Below are 23,478 nucleotides of genomic sequence, written 5' to 3'. Positions count from 1 at the left end.
AGTTTGGCAGCCAGTATAGCGCTACCAGGCCTTGCTCAAATCTGCATGCTGGCGAATCCACGCATGCATCGCAATACCGGCAGCCACACCAACATTAATGGATCGTGTGGAACCAAATTGCGCAATAGAACAGGTCATCGCCGCTAGATCGCTTGCATCCTCGGACACACCAGGGCCTTCCTGTCCAAAAAGCAACAAGCAGCGCTTGGGCAACTCCGCAGTTTCCAAGGGCACTGAGCCGGGGGTGTTATCAATTGCCACCACCACAATGTTTTCTTCCCTAGCCCACTGCATCAGCTCCGCGGTACTGGGGTGGTGCATGAGGTGTTGATAGCGATCCGTAACCATCGCCCCGCGACGATTCCACCGCTTGCGCCCAACAATATGCACCGTATCTACCGCGAAAGCATTGGCTGTACGAACAACGGTGCCGATATTGGCGTCGTGCTCAAAATTTTCAATGGCAATATGCAGCTCATGGCGGCGAGTATCGATATCGCTCACGATGGCTTCGCGGCGCCAATAGCGATAGGCATCGACCACATTGCGCCTATCGCCTTCTGCCAACAACTCTGGATCAAAGCGGGGATCATCAGCCGGCTGATCCGGGTGCTCTACTTCCCAAGGGCCAACGCCGTGGCGGGATTCGCCCCACTCGGTAGGGCCTGGTTGATCACTCAAGACCAAGATCTTCCAACCCCAAAATGTATCGATACTCAAGGCCTTCAGCGGCAATCACATCGGCTGCACCAGTATTGCGATCCACCACGGTAGCCACGCCCACGACCTCGGCACCGGCCTCTTTGAGTGCTGCCACGGCCGTCAGCGGGGAGTTGCCGGTAGTGGTGGTGTCTTCTACAACGAGCACCTTCTTGCCCACCACATCGGGGCCTTCAATACGGCGCTGCATGCCATGCTTTTTTGCTTCCTTACGCACCACAAACGCATCAATCGGGCGGCCTTGTGCATGCATGATGGCGGTAGCTACCGGATCAGCACCCAAGGTCAGGCCACCGGCAGCCACATAATCCAAGTCGGCGGTGAGCTCACGCAAAAGCTCACCGATGAGCGCAGATGCCTCATGGTGCAAGGTGGCGCGACGCAAATCGACGTAATAATCGGCCTCTTTGCCAGAAGATAAGGTGACCTTGCCGTGCACCACCGCAAGCTCTTGCACCAATTGCGCCAGTTGTTGTTTCTTATTCATCGTTTGCGTCCTTTTCTAAGGGGTCGGTGCCCATCTCGCGGGCAATATCTTCAAAAATGCTCGAACCTTTGCTCAGATCCCGAAGCACCCTCGTGCCCTGGAAATCACTCGGCGCAGGCTTTTTGCCAGTACCGATGGGTTCTACCTCATCGCCGCCGAGGGGCCGCTGCTCAATTGCACCTTTAGCTATTGTGGCACTCCTGCTCGGAAGCTCCACCACCACCGGCGATTCTTCAACCTCCGGCACGGCGATGGCGGGTTCTTCGGGCGCTAATTCCTGGGCATCCGGTGCAGGTGGCAGCGGCCTGGTGGGGTCAATCTCTGCGTACTCCACACCTAAATCCGTATTGCCACGACGAGGCAACACCATGGCGGCATCGGCAAGCAGGGACAATGCCTGCGCAGCCTCATCCCATTCCTGCGGATGATGCCCGCGAATGAAGGTAGCCAACACCCAATCGGCCTCGCACCACACCTGCTGTACTGCATCAGGCAGGCTATTGAAGGCCTGATCGGCTCGTTGGTCGAGCACCCTTTGCACCGCACCCTGATCGCTGCCATAGATATAAAAACCACCGCGGGAGGCGATGCGCACCAGTTCTTCTGGCGGGGTATCCTCGCGGCTTGCCCACAGCAGGTGCTCTGAAAACGCACTGCGGCGGGCAGCCATCATGGTGGTGCCGGCGATATCGAAAAGGCGCACCTCATTGCCGCCCACTACCCCACTGACCACATTCTTGGCCGAGCCTTCTGGGCCGCGTTCCCATTCCTGGGAGAGCAATTCATCGCCATTGCTAAACGCAAAGCCCTGCTGCGCAGCCCACTGACGCTTCTGCCTTCTGGCAGAGCCAGGAAGCCCTGCGAAGCGCGGAGTTTTTATCGGGCTCGCCTGCTGCTGCTCTGGCAGTGGAGGGCTGGCTAAATCTTCGGGACTTTCAATTTCCTCTTGGCCAAGCTCCGCGTTGGGAGTGGGTGCCTCGGGCGAAACGACGTCACGTTGGCGGCGGGCGCGTTGGACGTCGAAAAGCCAAAGGGCTACGCCCAGTAGCCCAAGGAGTGCTGCGAGGAAAAAGAGCATGGGTTTAGTTTAGTCGCCGCGCTCCACGGGGTTGCTTTCATCGGCGCACCACTGCGACCAACCGCCGATATAGTGGCGCGGAATGCCGATGCCGGCCATCTCCATAGCCATGATGACCTGCGCAGAGTGGTTGCCGGAACCCGAATAAATGATCACATCCTCTGCCGACTCAATTCCCGCCTCGTGGAAAATCTTGCGCAATTGCTCAGGGGATTTGAAGGTGAGATCCTCATTGAGCACCTCGCGGGTGGGGATGTTGATCGCGCCCGGGATGTGGCCTGCCTTGAGGTCGAGGAACTCTTTGCGGCCGGCGAAACGGTTGCGCTCACGGGCATCGAGCAAAATGCCGTCGTGGGCTTTTACATCCTCGATGGTGGCCGTGGGCAGTTGGCCGGGATTGGAGGTGATATTGGAAAAACCGCGAGGATTACCAGGGCCGCCGATGAGTTGATGGCCGGTGGCTTCCCAACGGGCCTGGCCGCCGTCGAGCACCACTACGTCTTGCACGCCCGCCCACTTGAGCACCCACCAGGCGCGCGCCGCGTAGAGCCCACGGAAATTGTCGTAGACCACCACTTGGCGATCATCGCGAAGGCCCCAACGATTAAACCAACGATCCAAAATATCGGTGCTGGGCAGGGGGTTACGGCCCGAAGATGAGCCGGGAATGCCGGCCAGAGCCGCTGCTGGGTCGCAGAATTTTGCGGTGGGGATGTGCTCGGAATTGAACTGCGCAAAGCCGCCGCCTTCGTTTGCGGACCACAGGCTGGCCAGCAGAATGTTGTTGCTGCCAGAGTGAATTCGTTGGGCAAGTTCTTCAGCAGAGATAGTGATGCTCATGCACCCGATACTAAAGGGGGCACCCGCGGAATGCTCATTGGAGTAAATTGAGTCACATTTTTAAGCTTTTCGACGCCACGCGAACCCATAGGCAACACAAACACCACGAGCAACTACCATAGACAAAACAACCCAGCCCCCAGGAGAACTAGACCCTTGCATAATCGCGACCACGCCCCACTTATGAAGAAATCGACCTGGGCTTTCGCAGCGATTATTGCATTTTTCGCCACCTGGTTTGTGCAGTACCGATGGCAGGTAGATGACTTCGCCTCCCTCTGGCTAGCCGGCAAAATGGTGGCCGAAGGCATCGACCCCATTCACATCTACGACTACGACCCCCAGGATTTCAGCAGCCTGGGCGCAGGCCCTTGGACGGATCTCGCACCAAGCATCGCCGATATCGCACCCCATCCCCACCCCTATGTGCATATCCCAGCCGTTGCGTGGTTTTTTAGCCTGCTTGCCAGCATCGGCATCAGCGCACAAGCCGCCGCACTTGGGCTGACCTACCTCTCCTGTCTTGGCTGCGCCGTGATCGCCGCAAGTGCCTACTACCTCTGGCGCGGACACACCGCACCCATCCAGGCAGTACTGCCAGGCATGGTGCTGCTACTGATTTCTTTCCCCCTGCAATTTTCGCTCTGGATTGGGCAGACCACGCCATTAATCGTGGCGGCTGTGGCCTATGCCCTGGCGATGGCGCAGCATCAACCAATCCGCGCGGGGCTAAGCCTTGGCATCGTGGCCGCCATTAAGCTCACCCCGCTGGTGCTGATTGTGCTGCTGCTGTTCTTCCCGAGCCGTAGAAGAGCCGCGTTTGTAGCCGGAAGTGCCGCATCGGCGGTGGTGATCCTATCCTTTATTGCCTTTGGGCCGGAGGTCTTTAGCGCCTGGATTCAACGCATCAGCACCATCGGCGATCAAGTCCAAGTCGGTGGCGCGAACCTTTCGCTCTACTCCCAACACTTAGGCGAAAAGGTAGACGACTCCCTAGTGGTGAGCAGCCTCGATGGTTCAGAAGTTCCCACCGGGCTCAAGGTGCTTAACTATGGCCTAGCCTTCGGTGCTGCAGCGCTCGCCGGCATTGCTGCGCTACTCAACGAGCGCCGCCGCTTCGCAGTGCTCGCCGCCGTGGGATATGTATGCACCGTGAGCTTTAGCTCAATTGTGTGGGCTCACTATTTTTGCGTGGCTGCCCTGCTTATCGCCGGCGCCTTCGCCATCAAAGGCCCCTTACGCGAACTTGCCTGGGCACTCGGCGCCGTCGCAGTGGCAATGTATCTGCCACCCCTGGCAGGCACCTTAGGCACCGAAGGCCCCACCTTCGGCGGAGAAAACACCATGTACATCACCACCATCGCACTGCTATTTGTGGTGCCGCTGCTGGTGATTGGCGAGGCATTCGTGCAAGCCCCCGGCAAACACCGAAGGGCCTAAGATCGCGGAGTTTGAGACGTGAGAATCAGCAATCTCTGCTATTCAAACGTGGTAGCTATCAATAGTTCAGGAACTCACAACACTCAACTCAACCAATCTCGTTTTACCCGAGGGCGCAGTGTTTGGGCTCATCAGCCCAAATGCTGCTGGATCTTTCGTACCCAACCTCCGGCAAGGTTGAGGTGTAGGGGCGCGAAAGATCCGCCGGCAAGTAGGAAATCTGCCTGGGTAAAACCAATTGGATTCCCACCCGAACGCACGGGCAACATTCAAGGCGTGGTCGGCACGGAGATCCAGGCGATGAGGAAGTCATTGGCAGACACCCTCATGCCTCCCCGCTGATCCAAGCAGATCTCAACAGTTTCCGAATTATTTTCCACCGTAGGCGGATTGCGGAAGATGAAGCACACTTGTCTGCAGAGCCGATGATCCGCAAGTTGCTGGAAAATAATGCCAGCCTCAGCGCGGCGGATCGACCTGTAACAAGGACGTTCTGTCTTATTGGAGGTTCTGCCCGAAATCGGCCTTAGTGGAACGCCTCTTCGGCGTCAGGAAGTAGGCAACGACAGCCACACCCAGTGATGCGATTATTGTTGCTGCGTACCCCTTTTCAAAGCTGAACCAATCAAAGGCCAAGCCCAGAATCGGCAAGGTAAACATAAAGGTCAAGAGCGCAGAATAGTAGCGGGTCATGATCATCCTTTCCTGGCGAGCATTGGTCTGAATCGCCAGAGTACTTCAAAAAAAAACGCCCGCTACCCCCGGGCTCCAAGAAGCATTGGCGCGCAGAATCGCTGTGAAGCGTTCCTGCGCGCCAGGGAATCCGGTTGGATTTAGCGAGCCTCTACATCCAAGTGCTCGCCACCGTCGGCAACATCCACATGCACGGTATCGCCGTCGCGGACCTCGCCGGCTAGCAGCCTCTTGGCCAGTTGATCGCCAATGGCCTGCTGGATCAGGCGACGCAAAGGACGTGCGCCGTAGGCAGGATCGTAGCCACGCTCGGCAAGCCACAGCTTGGCGGCATCGGAGACGTCCAGGATCAAGCGGCGGCCTTCGAGGCGCTGTGCAAGCTGGCGAAGCTGAATATCCACGATGCTGGTGAGTTGATCTTCGCTCAGCGGATCGAAAATCACTACATCATCAAGGCGGTTAACAAACTCCGGCTTGAAGGCGTGCTTGACGGCATCCATCATCTGCTCACGCGTACCACCGGCGCCGAGGTTGGAGGTCAAGATCAGCACGGTGTTGCGGAAGTCCACGGTGCGGCCTTGGCCGTCGGTAAGCCTGCCCTCGTCGAGCACCTGCAAGAGGATATCGAAGACGTCCGGGTGAGCCTTTTCTACCTCGTCGAACAGCACGACGGTGTAGGGACGGCGTCGCACTGCCTCGGTGAGCTGGCCACCTTGGTCATAGCCGACGTACCCGGGAGGGGCACCAACGAGGCGAGCCACGGCGTGCTTCTCGCCGAACTCCGACATATCGATGCGGACCATGGCGCGTTCATCATCGAACATGAACTCCGCCAACGCCTTGGCAAGCTCCGTCTTACCCACACCTGTAGGTCCAAGGAAGAGGAAGGAACCGGTGGGGCGATTCGGGTCGGCAACACCGGCGCGAGCACGGCGCACAGCATCGGATACTGCCTGCACAGCCTCGTGCTGGCCTACCACTCGGGCACCCAATTCCAGCTCCATATTGAGCAGCTTCTGGGTTTCGCCCTGCAGCATCTTGCCGGCAGGAATACCCGTCCACGCAGACACAACCTCGGCGATGGTATCCGGGGTGACTTCCTCCGAGATCATCGTGGTATCCACGGTATCGGCCTCGGCTTCTTCCACCTCTTTTTCCAGCTCCGGGATGCGTCCGTAGCGCAGCTCAGCTACTCGGCCATAATCACCATCGCGCTCGGCAATCTCAGATTCCTGGCGCAGCCGCTCCAGTTCCTCTTTGGCCTCGCGCACCTTATTTACGGCACCCTTTTCGTTATTCCAGCGTGCTTTGAGTTCGCCGAGGGTTTCGCGTTCGTCGGCAAGCTCTTGGCGCAGCTTTTCTAAACGTTCCTTGGAAGCGGCATCGGTTTCCTTGGCCAACGCCATCTCCTCGATTTCGAGGCGGCGCACGATGCGCTCAAGCTCGTCGATCTCCTGCGGGGAGGAGTCGATCTCCATGCGCAGGCGCGATGCTGCCTCATCCACCAAGTCAATGGCCTTATCCGGCAGGAAGCGGGAGGTGATGTAGCGATCCGAAAGCGTTGCGGCTGCCACCAGTGCGGAGTCTTGGATGCGCACACCGTGGTGCACCTCGTAGCGCTCCTTGAGGCCACGCAAGATACCAACGGCATCTTCTACCGAAGGCTCACCAACAAAGACCTGCTGGAAACGACGCTCCAGCGCGGCATCTTTTTCGATGTACTTGCGGTACTCATCCAGCGTGGTGGCACCCACCAGGCGCAGCTCACCGCGAGCCAGCAAAGGCTTAATCATATTGCCGGCATCCATCGCAGAATCGCCGGTGGCACCGGCACCAACGATGGTGTGCAGCTCGTCAATGAAGGTAATGATCTCACCTTCGGCGCTCTTGATCTCGTCTAAGACAGCCTTGAGGCGCTCCTCGAATTCGCCACGGTACTTCGCACCGGCAACCATCGAGCCAAGATCCAAGCTAATTAAGGTCTTGCCCTTCAAGCTTTCAGGCACATCACCTGCAACGATGCGGCGAGCAAGCCCTTCGACGATAGCCGTTTTACCAACGCCGGGCTCGCCGATGAGCACCGGGTTGTTCTTGGTACGGCGCGAAAGCACCTGCACCACGCGACGAATCTCAGCATCGCGGCCGATCACCGGGTCAATCTTGCCCTCGCGTGCGCGAGCAGTGAGGTCGGTGGAGTACTTCTCTAATGCCTGGAATTGGCCTTCGGGGTCCTCGTTCGTGACCTTCTTATTGCCGCGAACCGAAGGGAAGACACCCTTGATCACGTCGTAGGTAGCCCCACGCTTGGTCAATAGCTCGGCTGCCTCCGATTTGCCGCGGGCAATGCCTGCGAGCAGCACTTCGGTGGATACGTATTCGTCGCCAAGCTCTCCTGCTAACTCCTGTGCAGCATTGAGTGCGTTCAAGGCATCCCGGTTAAAGTTCGGGTTGGCCATATTGGCTCCCTCGGCGCTGGGGAGTTTATCCACCAGCGCGCGTGCCTCTTCGAGCACCGTCTGAGGGTCTACACCGGTAGCGCGCAGCACCGGGATGGCAATGCCATCTTCTTGGCTCAAAATAGCCGAAAGTAAATGCTCCGGGCGTATATCGGGGTTGCCCTTTGCCGAAGCCTGCTGCAGCGCTTGCTGCAGGGCTTCCTGTGTTTTTGTAGTTGGATTAAATGCGTTCATTGTTGTTGTGTCCTTTCTTTATGCGGTTTCCTACCGCACTCATAGGACACAACGCTAAGAAAGTTGAGTTTGTTCCACTCAAGTTCAAGATTTTTGCCGCGTCCACCCTAAAAGGAAGGGAAGCGCCACAATCACCAACGCAGCCGCCGTGCCAGCTATGCCTAAGCCCAGCACAAAGCCACCAATCACGGCCAGCGGAGCAAGGATCGTCATGCCAATTTCAAAGGGGGCAAATCCGACATAGGCCACGCCATACTCACTCAAAGCGCCGGACCTGAGATCTGGGTCTACGATCTTGAGCAGCGCAATGCCAGTTGCCACCGCGGCAGTAGCCCAGCCCCAGCCGAAGAGGCCTCGCTCGAACCACTGCTCGCCAAAGAACTTCGGGGCGATTACCAACGTGAACACCAGGCAGTAGATCACGCCGAGGACAAAGAGCAGCAGCAGTGGCACCAGGTAGCTGGCAACGGCCGCGGGCACGATGGAGGCGATGCCGAAGGCGATGAGGAAATCGGTGGATCCGCCGAAGATGGACTTGACCGTTTGGGGGTCAAGATAGTGCGGGCGGCGGATGACCTTAAGAAAGATCACGCCACAGATACCGGCCACAAAGGACAGGGCAAACAGCGGGATGGACACGCTTGGGAAAAGCGCGCTAATGCCCTGCTGGGCAAGGTAGGCAAATAGGACCGTGACCACGATAAAGCCGAAGTGCAAGGCCAGGGGCTCAATGCTGGAGGGGTTCGTGGTTGCACTGCCGATGGAGGGGCGATTTTCGCGGTCTTCGTAGTGACCACTGCGAAGCTCCCAGGGAAGTTCCTTGGGCAAGGTATTGGTGCGCCCGGTACGGATGGCCCAGTTGGCCATGATGATGCCGCCGACGATGGCGGCAAGCGTACCCACGGTGGCAGAGGTAAAGCCGAGCGAGGCGGCAACGCCGGAATCGTCGAGCGCGCTTCCCACTGCTGCTGCGGTGCCGAATCCGCCCACAAAGCCCACGGGCAGCATCATGCCAAACCAGTCTTCTGTGCCCCAGATGGGCGCGACGAAGAGCACGCCGACGAGGATGAAAATGCCCCACTGCCCTAGGAACATGCTGGTGGAAAACGCCCACATATTGCGAGCCTTTGCAGCTTCACCTGCATTGAAGTTCATGGTGTATGGCATGGAGGCAAAGACCACGGCGATCAGCAGCGTGGAGTATGCGCCGAGGTTATCGGAGAAGGGGATGATGCCGAGCACTTCTGGGCCAAGGAGGAGGCCGAGGAGCCCGGCGGTGATGGATGCGGGGATGAGCAATTTGCGGAACCAGGCGAAGTGCCTGCGCATGAATGTGCCGACCACCATCAAAATTTAGATGAATCCGACATCTTCCATCATGGTAAATGGGGTGAATTCCACGAGGGTTCTCCTTTGGGTAACAAGGGTCTAAGCACATAGTAAATTGGCGCAACTATGACACAGCATTCGGGTGCCTGAGCTGCGAAAAGATAAGGGCTTGACATTTTGTTGATACATCACCTATCATGGCGGCATGAAAGCATTCGGATTCCTCAGTTTCGGCCACTACAACCTCAACGGACACCCCAACGGCAAAGAGACGCTCAAACAAGCAATCGAGCTCTCCCAAGCCGCCGATGAGATCGGCGTGAACGGCGCCTACTTCCGCGTCCACCACTTCGCACCCCAAAACGCCTCCCCCATGCCACTGCTCGGCGCCATCGCCGCTACCACCAAGCACATCGAGGTAGGCACCGGCGTGATCGATATGCGCTACGAAAACCCGCTTTACCTCGCAGAAGAAGCAGCGGCACTCGATCAGATCGCCGATGGGCGCGTAGCCCTAGGCGTATCGCGTGGATCGCCCGAACCCGCAGAACGCGGCTGGGAAGCCTTCGGCTACGCAGGTTCCACCGACCCCCGCGGCGCAGATATTGCCCGTGAGCACTACGAGAAGTTCCTCAAGGCAGTGCGCGGCGAAGCCATGGCCAAGGCAGCGGGCGCAGGCGCACAATACCCGCAGCTCTACCGACCCGGCGCCGAGCTGCCCGTATTACCGCACTCCCCTGGTTTGGATCGGAGGATCTGGTGGGGTGCAGCAACCCACGCCAGTGCCGAGCAGGCAGCGCGCGAAGGCGTGAATCTGATGAGCTCCACCCTGGTGCTCGAAGCCACCGGCCAAAGCCTCTCCGAACTCCAGGCCGAGCAAATCGAGCGTTATCGCGCAGCGTGGAAGGAAGCAGGCCACGATTGGGCTCCTCGCGTATCGGTGTCTCGCTCCGTATTCCCCGTGCTCAATGATCGCGACCGTCAGCTCTTCGGCTTCGGCGGGACGAAGGATTCCATCGGCATGATCGACGGCACCACCGGCACCTTCGGGCGTACCTACGTTGATGAGCCCGATAAGCTCATCGAGCAGTTGTTAGATGATGAAGCCGTGCAGGCAGCAGACACGCTCATGCTCACCATCCCCAACCAGGCCGGTGTGGAGATCAACCAATCCATCCTTGCCAACTTTGCCGAACATGTGGCTCCCGCACTTGGGTGGAAGCCCAATCAAGCAGGACCAGTTGAAGGCTATAGCGTGCAGTAATCTATAGAGCGTGAATACACCAACCGTTGCGCAGCGCCTCGCAGATCAACGCGAGGCGCTGCGCTCGGCTGCGTTTGGCCACCACCGCTTTGGCGAGCAACTCACAGACGCCACCATCGCCGCCAGTGAACGAGACCTAAGCCAGCAGGTGCGAAAGCACGCCCCGGCCATCGCTGCCTGCGGCATTGACTACGTCGACGCCGCCCGCATTAGCCAAGCCATCCGCGATCTCTGCCCCGATCTTCCCTTTAGCGATGTGCTTGAGGCAGAACGCCATATCCAAGCCACAGCGAAGGCCCTTGAGGGCGCTGTCCCAGAACCACTCATCCGCGCTAGGGTGCTGCACACGGAAAAACGCGCCCGCCGGATCACCGTGGTTCGCTTGGCAGCCGAATCCTCGCTGCAGTACCAACCGGGTCAATACGTGCCGGTTACCGATATCTTTGGCAATCGCCGCTACCTCTTTCCAGCCATTCCGGCCAACGATGCCGGGCAGGTGGAATTCCATGTCTTTGGTGAATGCAATGCGCGCCTAGGAGATCAATGGCTGATCGGCCAAGGCCGAGGTGGTTTTTCCTATGATCCAGCCCTAGATAATCTGCTCATCGCACATAGCACCGGGCTTGCTGCATTGCGCCCAATTATTTTGGCGCTGTTTTCCCAACCCGATCCCCCGCGCACACAGGTCGCCTTCGCAGCGGACTACCCCGGCGAGCTCTATGAGCTTGCAGGCCTGTGGCAAATAGCCAGCGCCGCCCCCTGGCTTATGGTGATGCCCATTGTGCGCAATGAGGAAGATGATTGGTGGGTTCGCCCCACCTCCCATTCCCAACCACCGCGCGGCCTACACTTACCGCAGGTAGGCCAGGCTGGCGAGGTGCTCGCAGGCTATGGCAGTTGGGGGGATCGCAATATCCTCATCGCCGGCCCCGAATCCGAGGTGCTGCAAAGCCAAGAGGCCTTAATCCAAGCAGGTGCCCCACCGGAACAGGTCGCTACTCAGCATTTCACCTTCACGCCATTTTGGCGCAGCTAAAGCACCGGTAGGGTCTTGCGCACCTTGGCTACCTGCTCAGGATCAATGTCTACTACAAGCAATTCCGGATCAGCACCGGCTTCTGCCAGTACCACGCCAGTTGGATCCAGCACACGCGAATAGCCAATGCCCGTCGGGGCCTCTTTGGGGCGATCATCTTGAGGTTTTGCTTGGCCACAGGCAACCACAAAAGCGGTGCTATCTAAGGCGCGGGCGCTGCTGAGCAGGCGCCACTGACGCAACTTATCTTCGCCATCATTCCAGGAGGCGGGCACCAAGATCACTTCCGCGCCGTCTCGTGCGAGCTGGCGGAACTGCTCCGGGAAGCGGATATCGAAGCAGGTGGCGATGCCGAAGGTGACGTCGAAAAGCTCAAAGGTGCAAAGCTGCTCGCCTGGGCGCACCGTATCGGATTCGCGATAGCCAAAGGCATCATAGGTATGGATTTTGCGGTACTCGGCCGTGGCCTGACCGCGCACAATGGCAAGATTGTCAATGCGGTTAATGGTCTTATTATCGCGTTCTACCTGATCAGCGGGGCTAAACATGCCTAGAACGATGGTGATGCCAAGGTCTTGAGCCAGCGTCTCAACCTCGCTTGCAAAAGGCCCCTGGGGGGATTCGGCCTGGGTGTCTAATCTGCCGGTGCCAAAGCCTTGCATGGTGGCCTCGGGGAACACCACCACCTGCGCGTTTTGCTCCGCAGCTCGGCGGGCATAGTCGGCAACGAGCTGAAGGTTTTCCGCCTTATCGGCGCCGGAAGTAATTTGTGCCACAGCGATACGCATATTCCACAGCCTAGCTACTTATCCACAGATTTGGCAGTGGTGCAGAAAAATTTTCCCTCAGCGCTTGGCACCACCACGCGGCGGCATCAACCATGAAGGCATGCACGTTACTTCGCAATTACTCCAACACCTACAGTTTCGTCCACTACAGCCAAGCACCGCCCACATACGCCCAAGCCTGAGCGCCCAAGCTCTCGGCGCGCTTGAGCAACGCCTAGAACAAGCATTGCGCAAAAACCAGGAGCTTATCGACGTCTCCTGCCTCGACATCGCAGCCCTTGTGCACAAGATGTACCGGATGGATCAGCAACTCGGCCAAGCGCTCAGGCGCAAGGATCTGCCATGAGCACGCCACTTCAAGCCTCCGAGTTAGCCGCAGCCGCCGCCACGCATCACCACAACCGCGCCAGCATGCTCGAGGTGGCCCAAGCCCATACCCAGCAGTGGAAGCAGGGCTTTCAATTCAGCAGCGGCGAGGCGTTCGAGGCCGGGCAGCGCATGCTCCTAGGCCAATTGGCGCAGTGGCAACACACCGGCGGGATCTATGAAGACATTGCCCAAATCCTGCAGCTCACCAGCACCGCCCAGCGGGAATTAGAGCAGATTCTCAACACCATCACAGGCCTGCCCCAACAGGTGTTTAATGCCATCCCAGGGGTGGCCACGCTCTATCTGGGGCTGCACTTCATGGGCCAAGAACTCGATCGTGCCTGCGCCACACAGCTCAATGCCTTATGCGCCCAGCCGGCAGCAGATGTGGAACTGCCCGAAGATCCAGAAGCAACAATTTTGCAGATCGGTCATGGCACCGCCGTGGTGGCCTATGGCGATCTTGAGCACGCCTCATCCATTGTGACCTTGGTGCCTGGGGTGGGATCCTCCGATCCAGAGCACTGGCCGGCAAAGCTAGAAGAGGCCAAAACCGTTGCCGCCTCAACCGGTGGCGCTGCCATTGCGTGGATGGGCTATATTGCTCCACCGCATGTGCTTGGCGGCATCGCCACCGAGCCCGCGGTGGTAGGTGCCGAGGATTTGCAGCGTTTTCAAGCATCGCTGCGCGAGCAAAATCCCCACGCCAAGCTCGTGGTGATGGGCCATTCTTATGGTTCAGTGCTCACCGGCCATGCGGCCAGGAAAGGCCTGGATGCCGACACCATCATTTATGCCGGCAGCCCCGGTGTGCCCGGCTATCCGCACCACCGGCACACCAAGGTCATTGCCGTGATGAACCACGGTGATCCAATCGGGCTCAGCGGCACCAACCAAGGCGCCATCCATGGCATGGATCCTGCTGCGCTGAGCTATCGCAGCGAAAAATGGAATCTTCCGCGCCTAGGGCACAGCTATGCGGCGCACCCTGAATTCCTTGAAAAACTCAACGAGGAAGTAGCCAGCGCGCGCCCACAAGCACCGGATTAGTCGAGGAATTTCGCCAGCGCAGAAATAGAGGGGCACACATACCAAGCACCGGAGATGGCCTCGGTAAATCGGGTGATTTGATCGCGCGGGCCGTTATCGGCACCGGCCATGCGGCGCAGCATTTCTTCCATGCGCCACTGATCAAAGCTAAAGCCAACGAAGACGGTGCCGTGGTCACGGTGATCACCATAGGCGACATTGCGGCGGTAGATATCGAGTTCTTCGCCATCAACTTCCACCACGGTGCGGGCCACGTGGGAGGAGTCGGGCTTTTCTTCATCGTCGAGTTCGATGCTCTCGGCTTTGGTGCGCCCCATGGCCAATTCCTGATCAGGCACCGGTAGTGCTTCCCACTCCTGCGACTTATGGCGCCACAACTGGAACAGCAGCACCGCCGAACCGGCACCCGGTTGTCCATCGGGTACGGCGATCACGCTGGGGGCTTCAAGCGAACCTGGGTTTTCGGTGCCATCTTCAAAGCCGGTGAGATCGCGATTGGATTCATAGACCCAGCCGGTGGTCTCTGTTTTTAACACCAGCACATCTTTTAAGGTTTTGAGCAGGTGCTTGACCACGTCAAAGGTTTGGGAACGCGAAGATGCATGCACCCAGAGCCAACCATCGTGTTGGGTAGCCGGCATGCTAAAACCATCGGGGCCTTCGATGGGTTCAGAAAAGTCGTGCACATTTTCTGGCACGTCTTCTGCGGGGGCAAGCGTTGCCCACACGCTCGGACGAATACCCAGCACCACGTTGGCGCCGGCGGTGGTGGGGACGTTGATGGCCTCGGCGATGGCTTTGAGCGCTGCCGAGCTTGGCTCCTTGAGATCGAACTCGATAAACGAGTGGTCGGTGGTGCCGATTCCTAAAATTCCGCTTTGATGAAACACCCCTCTCATCCTAGTCGCAATAAAAAACCCAGGGCTTGGTGCTCAAGACCCTGGGTTTGGTTGCTGCAGCGTGTTATTTGCTGCGGCGCCGGCGCGGTTCCCACATCACCACTGCTGTTGAGCGCGGAACATGGACCAATTCGCCTCGGCGCCCGCCGCGTTCCAGGCGATCAATTTCTTCCTGCGCCTTATCAAGCTGCGCTTGAAGCTCAGCGTTTTGCTTCTTGAGCTCGATAATGGATTTGATCCCGGCAAGATTGACGCCTTCTTCTTGGCTGAGGTGCTGCACGGTGCGAAGCAGCTCTACGTCGTGAAGCGAATAGCGTCGCCCACCACCGCGGGTGCGCTTTGGGGTGACGATGCCCAGGCGATCATAGGTCCGCAGCGTCTGTGCATGCATACCAGCGAGCTCGGCGGCTACGGAGATAACAAAAACCTCTTCCGTCTCGCGCATGGTTTAGCTCCAATCCTTCCTCGGGTCGAATCCGGAATCGCGTTCGGCTTGGGCGTAGGCGCGCAGGGCGCTTGTCGACGCCGCGTCCAGATCCTTCGGCACCTTCACTTCCACCTTGACCAGCAGATCACCTGCCTTGGCCCCCTTGCGCTGAATACCACGTCCGCGCACGCGAAGGGTGCGCCCATTGGGTGTGCCAGCGGGGATCTTCACCCTCACCGGTTGCTCCAGGGTGGGAACGGAAATGGTGTCGCCCAAGGCGAGCTCGGCAAAGCTCACCGGCACGGTGATTTCGAGGTTATCGCCGGAGCGCTGGAAGATCCGATCCTTTTTCACATGCACGGTGACGTAGAGATCGCCCGAGGGCCGCCCATTGCGCCCGGCCTCACCTTGGCCAGCGAGGCGCACTTTTTGTCCATCGGTCACACCGGCTGGGATCCGAACCGTGATGGTGCGGGTGCGGGTCTTGGTTCCGGTGCCACCGCAGTCGGGGCAGGGATCTTCGATCTGTTCACCGGTGCCGCCGCAGTAGGGGCACGGCGCAGACATTCCAAATGCGCCCTTTTGCTCAGAGACGAATCCGCTACCACCGCAATGGCTACAGGTGGTGACGTTGCCGCTCTTAGAGCCGGAGCCGTGGCAGGTTTCGCAGGGGGCTTCAGCGGTGAGCTGAATTGGCATCGCTGTGCCCTTGGCTGCTTCGCGGAAGTCCAGCGTTATTTCGGTTTGGACGTCCGATCCCCTCGCCGACCGATTCGGTTTGCGAGCAGCACCGCCGCGGTTGAAAAAGCTACCGAAGATATCCCCAAGACCGTCCTCTTGAGCAAACCCTCCTCGTTGCCCGAAGATGTCGCCCAGATCGAACCCTTCTTGAAACCCTCCGGCGTAACCGGACCCCGCTTTCTTTCCGAAGCCACGGAATCCGCCGCTTGCGAGAGCTTTTTTAAATTCGTCGTATTCTTTACGCTTTTCTGGGTCGCCAACCACGTCATAGGCCTCGGCTACTTGCTTAAAGCGTTCCTCGGCGGCCTGGTCCCCGGGGTGGGAGTCAGGGTGGTTTTCGCGCGCTAATTTGCGGTAGGCCTTTTTAATGTCCTGCTCGCTTGCGGAGGACGAAACCCCCAAATCGGCGTAATAGTCTTTTTCTGCCCATTCATTTTTTGCGGCCATAAGCTTGTTCTCCTCCTTTCCGGGAACGGTGTTCTCGGACTAAGTGCTAATAATTTTGTTTATCTAATTGTGTGAGCTAAAAAATGGGGCGCTGCTCAAAGGTTGTATAGCTCTGGCAGCGCCCCGATAAGTCCTAGAAAGTATTAGGACGGGTCGGCGATAATCACCATCGCGGTGCGAAGGAGACGATCGCCCATGAGGTAACCGCGCCGAAGCACAGTCCCCAATACTTTTTCCTCTCCTTCGGAGAGATCCTGCACAGCCTCGTGGCGCTCGGCATCAAAGGCTTCGCCTTCTTCACCGAATGCCTTGACCTTGAGGCCATCCATCACGGCAAGCAGCTTGTCGCGAGTAGATTTCAGCGGCCCTTCGAGGTCACCGTGCTGTTCTGCAAGTTCAAGATCATCCAGGATAGGCAGTAACTGCACTACCACCTGAGACTTGGCTACCTCCACGCCCTGGGCGCGTTCGCGTTCGGTGCGGCGGCGGTAGTTGGCGTACTCGGCGGTGACCCTTTGCAGATCCTCGGTGCGCTCGGCCAATTGTGCGTCGATGCTTGGCTCAGCGCTATCAGCTAATGCTGCATCCACATCGGCTTCGAGCGTTGGGTCGAGATCATCGGATTGCATCGCCCGATCGGCGGCAGCCTCAGCGGATTCTGCCGAGGTTGCCTCCGGATCAGTGTGCTCCGGATCGCCGGGGTTATCGGGCATCGTCACTTCTTCTCATCCTCCTCGTCCACAACCTCAGCGTCGACTACGTCGTCGTCGCCTGCGGCCTGGGCGTCGTTAGCGTTTGCAGCTTCAGCTTCGTAGATGGCCTTACCCATCTCCTGGGAAACCTCAGTGAGCTTCTCTACCGATTGCTTGATGGCCTCGATATCGTCACCCTTGAGGGCTTCGTCCACAGCATCTGCAGCCTCGGTCACCTTGGTCTTGACGTCCTCGGAGACCTTCTCGCCGTTTTCTTCCAGGAAGTTACGGGTCTGGTATGCCATGGTCTCGGCGGAGTTGCGGGTCTCTTGCTCCTCGCGACGCTTCTTGTCTTCCTCGGCGTGAGCCTCGGCATCCTTGACCATGCGGTCGATCTCTTCTTGGGAAAGACCGGAGCCATCCTGGATCTTGATGGTGTTTTCCTTACCGGTGCCCTTGTCCTTAGCGGTGACGTGCACGATGCCGTTGGCGTCGATGTCGAAGGTCACCTCGATCTGGGGCACGCCGCGCGGTGCAGGTGCAATGCCGCCAAGCTCGAAGGAGCCGAGCAGCTTGTTGTGTGTAGCCATTTCGCGCTCGCCCTGGAAGACCTGGATCTGCACCGAAGGCTGATTATCGTCAGCGGTGGTGAAGGTCTCGGAACGCTTCGTGGGGATGGTGGTGTTGCGCTCGATGAGCTTGGTCATCACGCCACCCTTGGTTTCGATGCCAAGCGACAGCGGGGTGACGTCGAGAAGCAGCACGTCCTTGACTTCACCGCGCAGCACGCCGGCCTGCAGGGCAGCACCAACGGCCACAACCTCGTCGGGGTTCACGCCCTTGTTGGGCTCCTTGCCGCCGGTGAGTTCCTTGACCAGTTCGGTCACAGCGGGCATACGGGTGGAACCACCCACGAGCACCACGTGGTCGATCTCGCCAACAGAAATGCCAGCATCCTTGATCACCTGGTTGAAGGGAGCCTTGGTGCGATCGAGCAGATCCTGGGTGATGCGCTGGAATTCGGTGCGCGAAAGGGTTTCATCCAAGAACAGCGGGTTCTTGTCTGCATCAACGGTGATGTAGGGCAAGTTGATGGTTGCCTGCTGGGAGGAAGACAGTTCGATCTTTGCCTTCTCGGCAGCCTCACGCAGACGCTGCATTGCCATCTTGTCCTTGGACAGATCCACGCCGTGGGCAGACTTGAACTTCTCTACCAACCAGTCCACGATGCGCTGATCCCAGTCATCGCCACCGAGCTCGTTGTCGCCAGCGGTAGCGCGAACTTCCACCACGCCATCGCCAATTTCAAGCAGGGAAACGTCGAAGGTGCCGCCACCGAGGTCGAAGACCAAGATGGTTTGTTCCTTCTCGCCCTTTTCCAGGCCATAGGCCAAAGCAGCGGCGGTGGGCTCGTTGACGATACGCAGAACGTTCAGGCCTGCGATCTGGCCAGCTTCCTTGGTTGCCTGACGCTGTGCATCAGAGAAGTATGCCGGCACAGTAATAACAGCATCGGTAACTTCGTCACCCAGGTAGGATTCAGCGTCTCGCTTGAGCTTCATCAGCGTGCGGGCGGAGATTTCCTGCGGGGTGTACTTCTTATCGTCGATCTCCACGTTCCAGTCGGTGCCGATGTGGCGCTTGACGGAGCGGATGGTGCGATCAACGTTGGTCACGGCCTGGTTCTTAGCAGACTGACCGACGAGCACCTCGCCGTTTTTAGCGAAGGCCACCACCGAAGGGGTGGTGCGTGCACCTTCAGAGTTAGCGATGACGACGGGGTCGCCACCTTCAAGAGCAGTAACCACGGAGTTCGTGGTACCAAGGTCAATACCTACTGCGCGTCCCATAATAAATGTTCCTCCAATTGTTCGTTGTTTATAAAGTTGATTCGCATCCACTCAACTTCTGGTGCTCGACACTACCAGAGCCTTGAGCCGATGTCACTCAAGTCAACGGCCTAGGGCCCAAAGTTGTTCCCACTAGACTCAACTTTTTTGAACTTTTTTCAAATTCGCTGGTCAGCAAGGTGAACTTTTGTTAAACAGCCGCGACTTTTGGCAAGAAAGCGGATACGGTGAAGCTGATGAACACCTTTAGTAACTACAGCGCCGTCATTTTCGATTTCAAAGGCACCCTCGCCAACGATGAGCACATCGTAAAGAAGGCCTATTCCACCGCCCTCAGCGATCTTGGCGTAGAGCCGATCGCCGAAGGAGAATTCCCCCGCGGCAGAAATGACAAAGATATTGCCGCCAAGCTCGGCGAGCCCCGCGGAGTTGATCCCCAGTTACTCATTGCCGGTTTTGTAGAAAACTACCGCGCGCTGAGCAATCAAACCTTGCTCGCTGGTGCAAAAGAGCTGCTGCGCACCTTGCACGAGCACGGCATCAAGCTCGCCCTAGCAAGCGGCACCGTAAGGGAATTAGTAGAGCCGATTCTGCAGCGCAATAATGTGCTCGATCTTTTCGACGCCATCATTACCTCCGAAGACACCGCCATGGGCAAGCCTGACCCCCAGGGCTTCCTGCTAGCAGCCCAAGAACTCCAAGTGCCGCCCAATAAGACCCTGGTGATTGAAGATTCCAAAGCTGGCGTACTAGCCGCCCAGGCCGCAGGCATGGATGTTATTAGCGTCGAAGATCTGCCGGGCGTCCCCTATGCATCGCTGGTGGAGCTTCATCAGGAAGCCAAGCAGCTTCCCTGATCTGCGCGCGGGGCAAGCATCCACCTGAATTGACCTGTTTTTGGCTTCAAGGTTACAGCTTGATTACAAATCCCCCGCTCAATAGCGTGTTTTCGCTTGCCTTATGGCAATCTCTTTCGGGTGACTGAACAATACTCAAATCAAGACCGCGACCTGACTCAAAGCCTTGAGCGCGCCGCCGAAGGGGAAGCAAGCCCCAAAGGCCTCGATACAAAGCTGCCCGATTCGGCACCGCCGCTGGATCGCGCCGTGATCCTTGGCCGTGATGGCCGTTGGATCGCCGGTTGGGCATTGCGCTTTATCATCGTGGTGGTAGCAGCACTGCTGATTTGGAAAGGCCTCCAGGCAGTATGGATCGGCCTCTTGCCGGTGCTCTTAGCGCTGCTGGTATCCACGGTGCTGTGGCCGCCGGTGCGTTGGCTACGCAATAAGGGCGTTCCTGCCGCCTTATCGGTGGTATTGGTCATGCTCGGCTTCTTCGCCATCATCAGTGGTGCGGTCGCCGCTATGGCCCCGAGTGTTCGTAATCAATCCAAGGATCTCGTAGCCAAGGCGGAAGAAGGCGTTCAGCGCCTCACCGAATGGGTGCAAGGCCCACCACTGAATTTGGATACCTCCCAATTCGATGGTGCGCTTAAAGACATCACCAATATGGTCCAGGAGCGCTCCAGCCAGATCGCCTCGGGCGTGTTTGCTGGGCTTTCCACCGCCGGCACGATCGGCATGACGCTGATCTTGATGCTGATTCTTACCTTCTTCTTCCTCAAAGACGGCACCAAGTTCTTGCCCATGATTCGCCGCGCCACCGGCCCTAATGCTGGCTGGCACCTCACCGAGTTGCTCAACCGCATCTGGAATACCCTCTCCGGCTTCATCCGCACCCAGGCAGTGGTTTCTGGTGTTGATGCCATCTTCATCGGCATCGGTTTGCTCATCTTGAATGTGCCCTTGGCCTTGGTGCTTGCCACGCTTACCTTCTTCGGTGGCTTCATTCCGATCGTGGGTGCCTTCACCGCAGGTGCCCTTGCCGTGATCGTGGCACTGGTAAGCAATGGCGTAACCAATGCCCTCTTCGTTTTGGCCCTGATCATCGCTGTGCAGCAGATCGAAGGCCACGTGCTCCAGCCTGTGCTGCAGTCGAAGGCCATGAACCTCCACGCCGCCATCGTGCTGCTGGCTGTGACCTTGGGCTCCACCATCTTCGGTGTGGTTGGCGCCTTCCTGGCAGTGCCCATCGCCGCCACCATCGCCGTGGTCATTCGCTACCACTTTGATTTGGTAGCACTTCGAGCCGGTGAGATCACCACCGACGATATTGAGTTAGCCACCAAGGCCGAGGCCGATACCGGCGCAGGCCTAACCCTTGCCGAGCGCCTTGAAAGGATCAGCTTGCGTAAGAACTCGAAGGTGAAAACCATCGAGGAATCCGATCCAGAATAGGATGAGGACAAAAAGAAATGGCGCTCGAAAGAGCGCCATTTTTTATTGCCTGCAGCGGCTTAGCCCCACACACCGTTGAGGATCAGCACGCATACTGCGGATACGGCCGCAGCGGCAGGAAGGGTAATGACCCAGGCCATGGCGATGGGCTTCATGAGCTTCCAGTTGGCGGCGCGGTTGACAATGCCCACACCGAGCACGGCGCCGATCAGGATGTGCGTGGAGGAAACAGGCAAGCCAAGCACCGATGCGAGCATCACCACGCCGGCTGCAGAAAGCTCGGCGGCGAAGCCGGAGGCGGGGTGCATCTTGGTCAGGCCACTGCCCACGGTTTGGATAACGTAGCGGCCGATAAACCACAGGCCGGAAATCAAGGCCACACCACAGGTGACCATGGCCCAGGTGGGCACGGCTGCCTTGGAGTTGATGTCGTTGGTTTTGAGCACGTCTAGCACCGCAGAAAACGGGCCGATGGCATTAGCAATGTCGTTGGATCCGTGCGAGAAGGCGAAGGCCGAGGCGGTAAAGACCTGCATCCAGGAGAAGATGATGAAGGTGGCTCGGGAAAGTTCTTGGTTGCGCAGCGAGCGCGACATCACGCCAACGGCCATCCACACCACCACGGCGATCATGGCCAGGATGAAGATGTTATTCCAGGTGGTGAAGTGCAGGTTGAGGTTTTTTAAGCCCTTGAATAGCAGCATGGCACCGATGAGCACGGAGCCACCTGCGGCGATGAAGGGCACCCAGTTTTCCAGCGCCTTGTGGGTATCGAGCTGGTTTCGGCGGGAGTTGATCTTGTAAAGGTTGCGGTAGTAATCGCTTTCGAGCTGATCGGGCTCAAAGTCGGCGGCCTGGATAAGGGCTGCGTCGCGGGTCATGGCGTTGGTGTAGGCCAGCTGCTGGATTTCATTGAGGCGCTCGTAGGAGGCCTTGAAGTTCTTGTGCAGTGCGAGGCGATCTTCTTTAATCTTGCGCAGTTCATCATCGGCAGAGTCGTTGTAGCCGAGCACCTTTTTCTTAATAAACCCGAATAGCGCAAGTGCGACGAGGCAGCCGAGCACTGGGGAAAGTACCCAGGACACCGCAATCTGGCCGATCTTGTTCCACTGCACCATTTCCCAGCCACCGAGGCCTTCGGAAAGGCCCAAGCACAGCGCAGCGCCGACGATGCCACCGACGATGGAGTGGGTGGTTGATACCGGCCAGCCCATCCTGGTGGCGATCAGCAGCCAGACTGCCGCACCGAGCAGCGAAGACATCATGATGAAGGCGAATTGCATTGGTTGGAGATCAATGCCGTTGAGATCAACGATGCCGGACTTCACGGTGTCGGTCACTTGCCCACCGGCAAGAACGGCACCGGAGACCTCAAAGACGGCCGCTACCAGCAGGGCCTGCTTCATGGTGAGGGTGCCGGCACCGACTGAGGTGCCGAAGGAGTTGGCGACGTCGTTGCCGCCAATGTTGAAGGCCATGAATACGCCGAACACGATGGTGGTGATCAGCACTGCACGGTTTGCTTCGGGTGAAACATAGCCGTTGGCCCAGAGGAAGAAGGCGAGCACGGTAATACCGAGCATGCCGCCAAAGGTGAGATGCCAGTATTTGTCGTTGGATGTATCCGCCGCACTATTGGACATGGAAGGGTCACTTTCACGTTGCGATGTCGAGAGTCTCGAGATGACTATGCACAGTAAAAGTGAACGGAAAATGAACTGGGGGTAGTAGCTTTTCGACGCCCACGCTAAAGCTTGGCTATGGCATCGGCCAGGCGTTGCGCCCCCAGCTCTACTGCCTGCGCCCAGGTGCGTGCTGCTTGCTCGTCGGCGTTGTCGCTGACCTGCTTAATCAGGGTGCAGGGCACCTCGAAGGCCGCGCAGACTGCGGCGATGGCATAGCCTTCCATATCGCATAGATCTGCCCTTGTTTGTAGGGCCTGGCGTTGTTGGCTTGAGCCAATAAAGCTATCGCCGGTGGCAAGCCGTGCCTGGGGCAAGCCGGTGATGGGTGACAGGGTGATGCGGTTGGGTATGTCGAGTCCGGTGATTGCCTTGAGCGTTTCGGTATCAAAGTCATGCTTGATTACCTCAGTGATTTCGAATTCGCCGCTCATCGGGGCCAGGGCGCCGGCTGTGCCGAAGTTAATCACACGATCTGGGGTGGAGCGCGATAATTCCTTGCACAGGGTAATAGCTGCAGCAAGGGTGCCGATTCCGCTGATAACAACGGGTTTATCCAGGTACTTTGCTTCTGCTTCGGTGGCTGCGATGTAGAGGGGCATGCCACAAACCGTACCACTTGGTCTAGAAAGTGCTTCCTTCCTGAACCACTTAGTGCT

Annotated in this window: 22 protein-coding genes; 7 read left to right on the top strand and 15 right to left on the bottom strand. The window is 58.2% G+C overall.

Annotated features, from left to right (window positions below; genetic code table 11):
- Positions 1-21 precede the first annotated feature (21 nt).
- Genes CPPEL_RS01240 through CPPEL_RS01225 form a run of 4 tightly spaced genes read right to left on the bottom strand, consistent with a single transcriptional unit; the run spans position 22 to position 3,125 of the window.
- Positions 22-687: a TrmH family RNA methyltransferase gene (locus CPPEL_RS01240; RefSeq protein ID WP_123961182.1), complete on the bottom strand. Its 666-nt coding sequence runs from the start codon at positions 685-687 to the stop codon at positions 22-24.
- Positions 674-1,207, bottom strand: a complete 534-nt coding sequence (gene pyrE / locus CPPEL_RS01235; RefSeq protein ID WP_123959390.1) for an orotate phosphoribosyltransferase — start codon at positions 1,205-1,207, stop codon at positions 674-676. The genes CPPEL_RS01240 and pyrE overlap by 14 nt, the downstream gene beginning before the upstream one ends.
- Positions 1,200-2,285, bottom strand: a complete 1,086-nt coding sequence (locus tag CPPEL_RS01230; RefSeq protein ID WP_123959388.1) for a type III secretion system chaperone family protein — start codon at positions 2,283-2,285, stop codon at positions 1,200-1,202. Before CPPEL_RS01230 ends, pyrE begins: the two co-directional genes overlap by 8 nt.
- 9 nt (positions 2,286-2,294) lie before the next feature.
- The gene (locus tag CPPEL_RS01225) at positions 2,295-3,125 is read right to left on the bottom strand and encodes a sulfurtransferase (protein WP_123959386.1); all 831 of its coding nucleotides are present in this window, start codon (positions 3,123-3,125) and stop codon (positions 2,295-2,297) included.
- Between the two features lie 183 nt (positions 3,126-3,308).
- On the opposite strand from CPPEL_RS01225, the gene CPPEL_RS01220 reads away from it, so the two are divergent.
- Complete coding sequence (locus CPPEL_RS01220) at positions 3,309-4,565, top strand: glycosyltransferase 87 family protein (protein ID WP_123959384.1); 1,257 nt, start codon at positions 3,309-3,311, stop codon at positions 4,563-4,565.
- A 498-nt stretch (positions 4,566-5,063) separates the two neighbouring features.
- On the opposite strand, the gene CPPEL_RS01215 is transcribed toward CPPEL_RS01220, so the two are convergent.
- The 3 genes from CPPEL_RS01215 to CPPEL_RS01205 form a co-directional block, all read right to left on the bottom strand.
- On the bottom strand, positions 5,064-5,258 hold the full coding sequence (locus tag CPPEL_RS01215; protein WP_123959382.1) for a hypothetical protein: 195 nt from the start codon (positions 5,256-5,258) through the stop codon (positions 5,064-5,066).
- 140 nt (positions 5,259-5,398) lie between these two features.
- On the bottom strand, positions 5,399-7,948 hold the full coding sequence (gene clpB, locus CPPEL_RS01210; RefSeq protein ID WP_123959380.1) for an ATP-dependent chaperone ClpB: 2,550 nt from the start codon (positions 7,946-7,948) through the stop codon (positions 5,399-5,401).
- A gap of 84 nt (positions 7,949-8,032) precedes the next feature.
- The gene (locus CPPEL_RS01205) at positions 8,033-9,295 is read right to left on the bottom strand and encodes a sodium/glutamate symporter (RefSeq protein ID WP_245990470.1); all 1,263 of its coding nucleotides are present in this window, start codon (positions 9,293-9,295) and stop codon (positions 8,033-8,035) included.
- 187 nt (positions 9,296-9,482) lie between these two features.
- On the opposite strand from CPPEL_RS01205, the gene CPPEL_RS01200 reads away from it, so the two are divergent.
- A complete protein-coding gene (locus CPPEL_RS01200) occupies positions 9,483-10,541 on the top strand; it encodes an LLM class flavin-dependent oxidoreductase (protein ID WP_123959378.1) in 1,059 nt (352 codons plus the stop codon).
- Positions 10,542-10,551: 10 nt separating this feature from the next.
- Positions 10,552-11,577 (top strand): ferredoxin reductase domain-containing protein, encoded by a 1,026-nt coding sequence (locus CPPEL_RS01195; protein ID WP_123959376.1) that lies wholly within the window; start codon positions 10,552-10,554, stop codon positions 11,575-11,577.
- Here CPPEL_RS01195 and CPPEL_RS01190 read toward each other — a convergent pair.
- Complete coding sequence (locus CPPEL_RS01190; protein WP_123959374.1) at positions 11,574-12,365, bottom strand: carbon-nitrogen hydrolase family protein; 792 nt, start codon at positions 12,363-12,365, stop codon at positions 11,574-11,576. The two genes, CPPEL_RS01195 and CPPEL_RS01190, sit on opposite strands and share 4 nt — an antisense overlap.
- Before the next feature lie 100 nt (positions 12,366-12,465).
- Here CPPEL_RS01190 and CPPEL_RS01185 point away from each other — a divergent pair, with 100 nt between their 5' ends.
- The gene (locus tag CPPEL_RS01185) at positions 12,466-12,711 is read left to right on the top strand and encodes a hypothetical protein (RefSeq protein WP_164470338.1); all 246 of its coding nucleotides are present in this window, start codon (positions 12,466-12,468) and stop codon (positions 12,709-12,711) included.
- Positions 12,708-13,784, top strand: coding sequence for an alpha/beta hydrolase (locus tag CPPEL_RS01180; protein ID WP_123959370.1), 1,077 nt, complete (start codon positions 12,708-12,710; stop codon positions 13,782-13,784). Before CPPEL_RS01185 ends, CPPEL_RS01180 begins: the two co-directional genes overlap by 4 nt.
- Here the strand turns inward: CPPEL_RS01180 and CPPEL_RS01175 are convergent.
- The 5 genes from CPPEL_RS01175 to dnaK form a co-directional block, all read right to left on the bottom strand.
- Positions 13,781-14,674: a Dyp-type peroxidase gene (locus CPPEL_RS01175; protein WP_123959368.1), complete on the bottom strand. Its 894-nt coding sequence runs from the start codon at positions 14,672-14,674 to the stop codon at positions 13,781-13,783. The two genes, CPPEL_RS01180 and CPPEL_RS01175, sit on opposite strands and share 4 nt — an antisense overlap.
- 73 nt (positions 14,675-14,747) lie before the next feature.
- On the bottom strand, positions 14,748-15,128 hold the full coding sequence (locus tag CPPEL_RS01170) for a heat shock protein transcriptional repressor HspR (protein ID WP_123959366.1): 381 nt from the start codon (positions 15,126-15,128) through the stop codon (positions 14,748-14,750).
- Positions 15,129-15,131: 3 nt separating this feature from the next.
- Positions 15,132-16,298, bottom strand: coding sequence for a molecular chaperone DnaJ (gene dnaJ / locus CPPEL_RS01165; protein WP_123959364.1), 1,167 nt, complete (start codon positions 16,296-16,298; stop codon positions 15,132-15,134).
- 143 nt (positions 16,299-16,441) lie between these two features.
- Entirely contained in the window at positions 16,442-17,011 is a 570-nt protein-coding gene (gene grpE / locus CPPEL_RS01160; RefSeq protein ID WP_123961181.1) for a nucleotide exchange factor GrpE, read from the bottom strand.
- A gap of 2 nt (positions 17,012-17,013) precedes the next feature.
- Complete coding sequence (gene dnaK / locus CPPEL_RS01155; protein WP_123959362.1) at positions 17,014-18,840, bottom strand: molecular chaperone DnaK; 1,827 nt, start codon at positions 18,838-18,840, stop codon at positions 17,014-17,016.
- Between the two features lie 236 nt (positions 18,841-19,076).
- Here dnaK and CPPEL_RS01150 point away from each other — a divergent pair, with 236 nt between their 5' ends.
- Both CPPEL_RS01150 and CPPEL_RS01145 read left to right on the top strand, forming a co-directional pair.
- Positions 19,077-19,697: an HAD family hydrolase gene (locus CPPEL_RS01150; RefSeq protein WP_123959360.1), complete on the top strand. Its 621-nt coding sequence runs from the start codon at positions 19,077-19,079 to the stop codon at positions 19,695-19,697.
- A 120-nt stretch (positions 19,698-19,817) separates the two neighbouring features.
- Positions 19,818-21,137, top strand: a complete 1,320-nt coding sequence (locus CPPEL_RS01145) for an AI-2E family transporter (RefSeq protein ID WP_123959358.1) — start codon at positions 19,818-19,820, stop codon at positions 21,135-21,137.
- 59 nt (positions 21,138-21,196) lie between these two features.
- Here CPPEL_RS01145 and CPPEL_RS01140 read toward each other — a convergent pair whose 3' ends face one another.
- Together CPPEL_RS01140 and CPPEL_RS01135 are read right to left on the bottom strand one after the other, a co-directional pair.
- A complete protein-coding gene (locus CPPEL_RS01140; protein ID WP_123959356.1) occupies positions 21,197-22,780 on the bottom strand; it encodes an inorganic phosphate transporter in 1,584 nt (527 codons plus the stop codon).
- Positions 22,781-22,884: 104 nt separating this feature from the next.
- A complete protein-coding gene (locus CPPEL_RS01135) occupies positions 22,885-23,421 on the bottom strand; it encodes a nucleosidase (protein WP_123959354.1) in 537 nt (178 codons plus the stop codon).
- Positions 23,422-23,478 lie beyond the last annotated feature (57 nt).

It is taken from the genome of Corynebacterium pseudopelargi (assembly GCF_003814005.1).
Lineage (GTDB): Bacteria > Actinomycetota > Actinomycetes > Mycobacteriales > Mycobacteriaceae > Corynebacterium > Corynebacterium pseudopelargi.
Note: the sequence above shows the minus strand (reverse complement) of the source record. Positions and strands in the feature narration are given on the sequence as shown.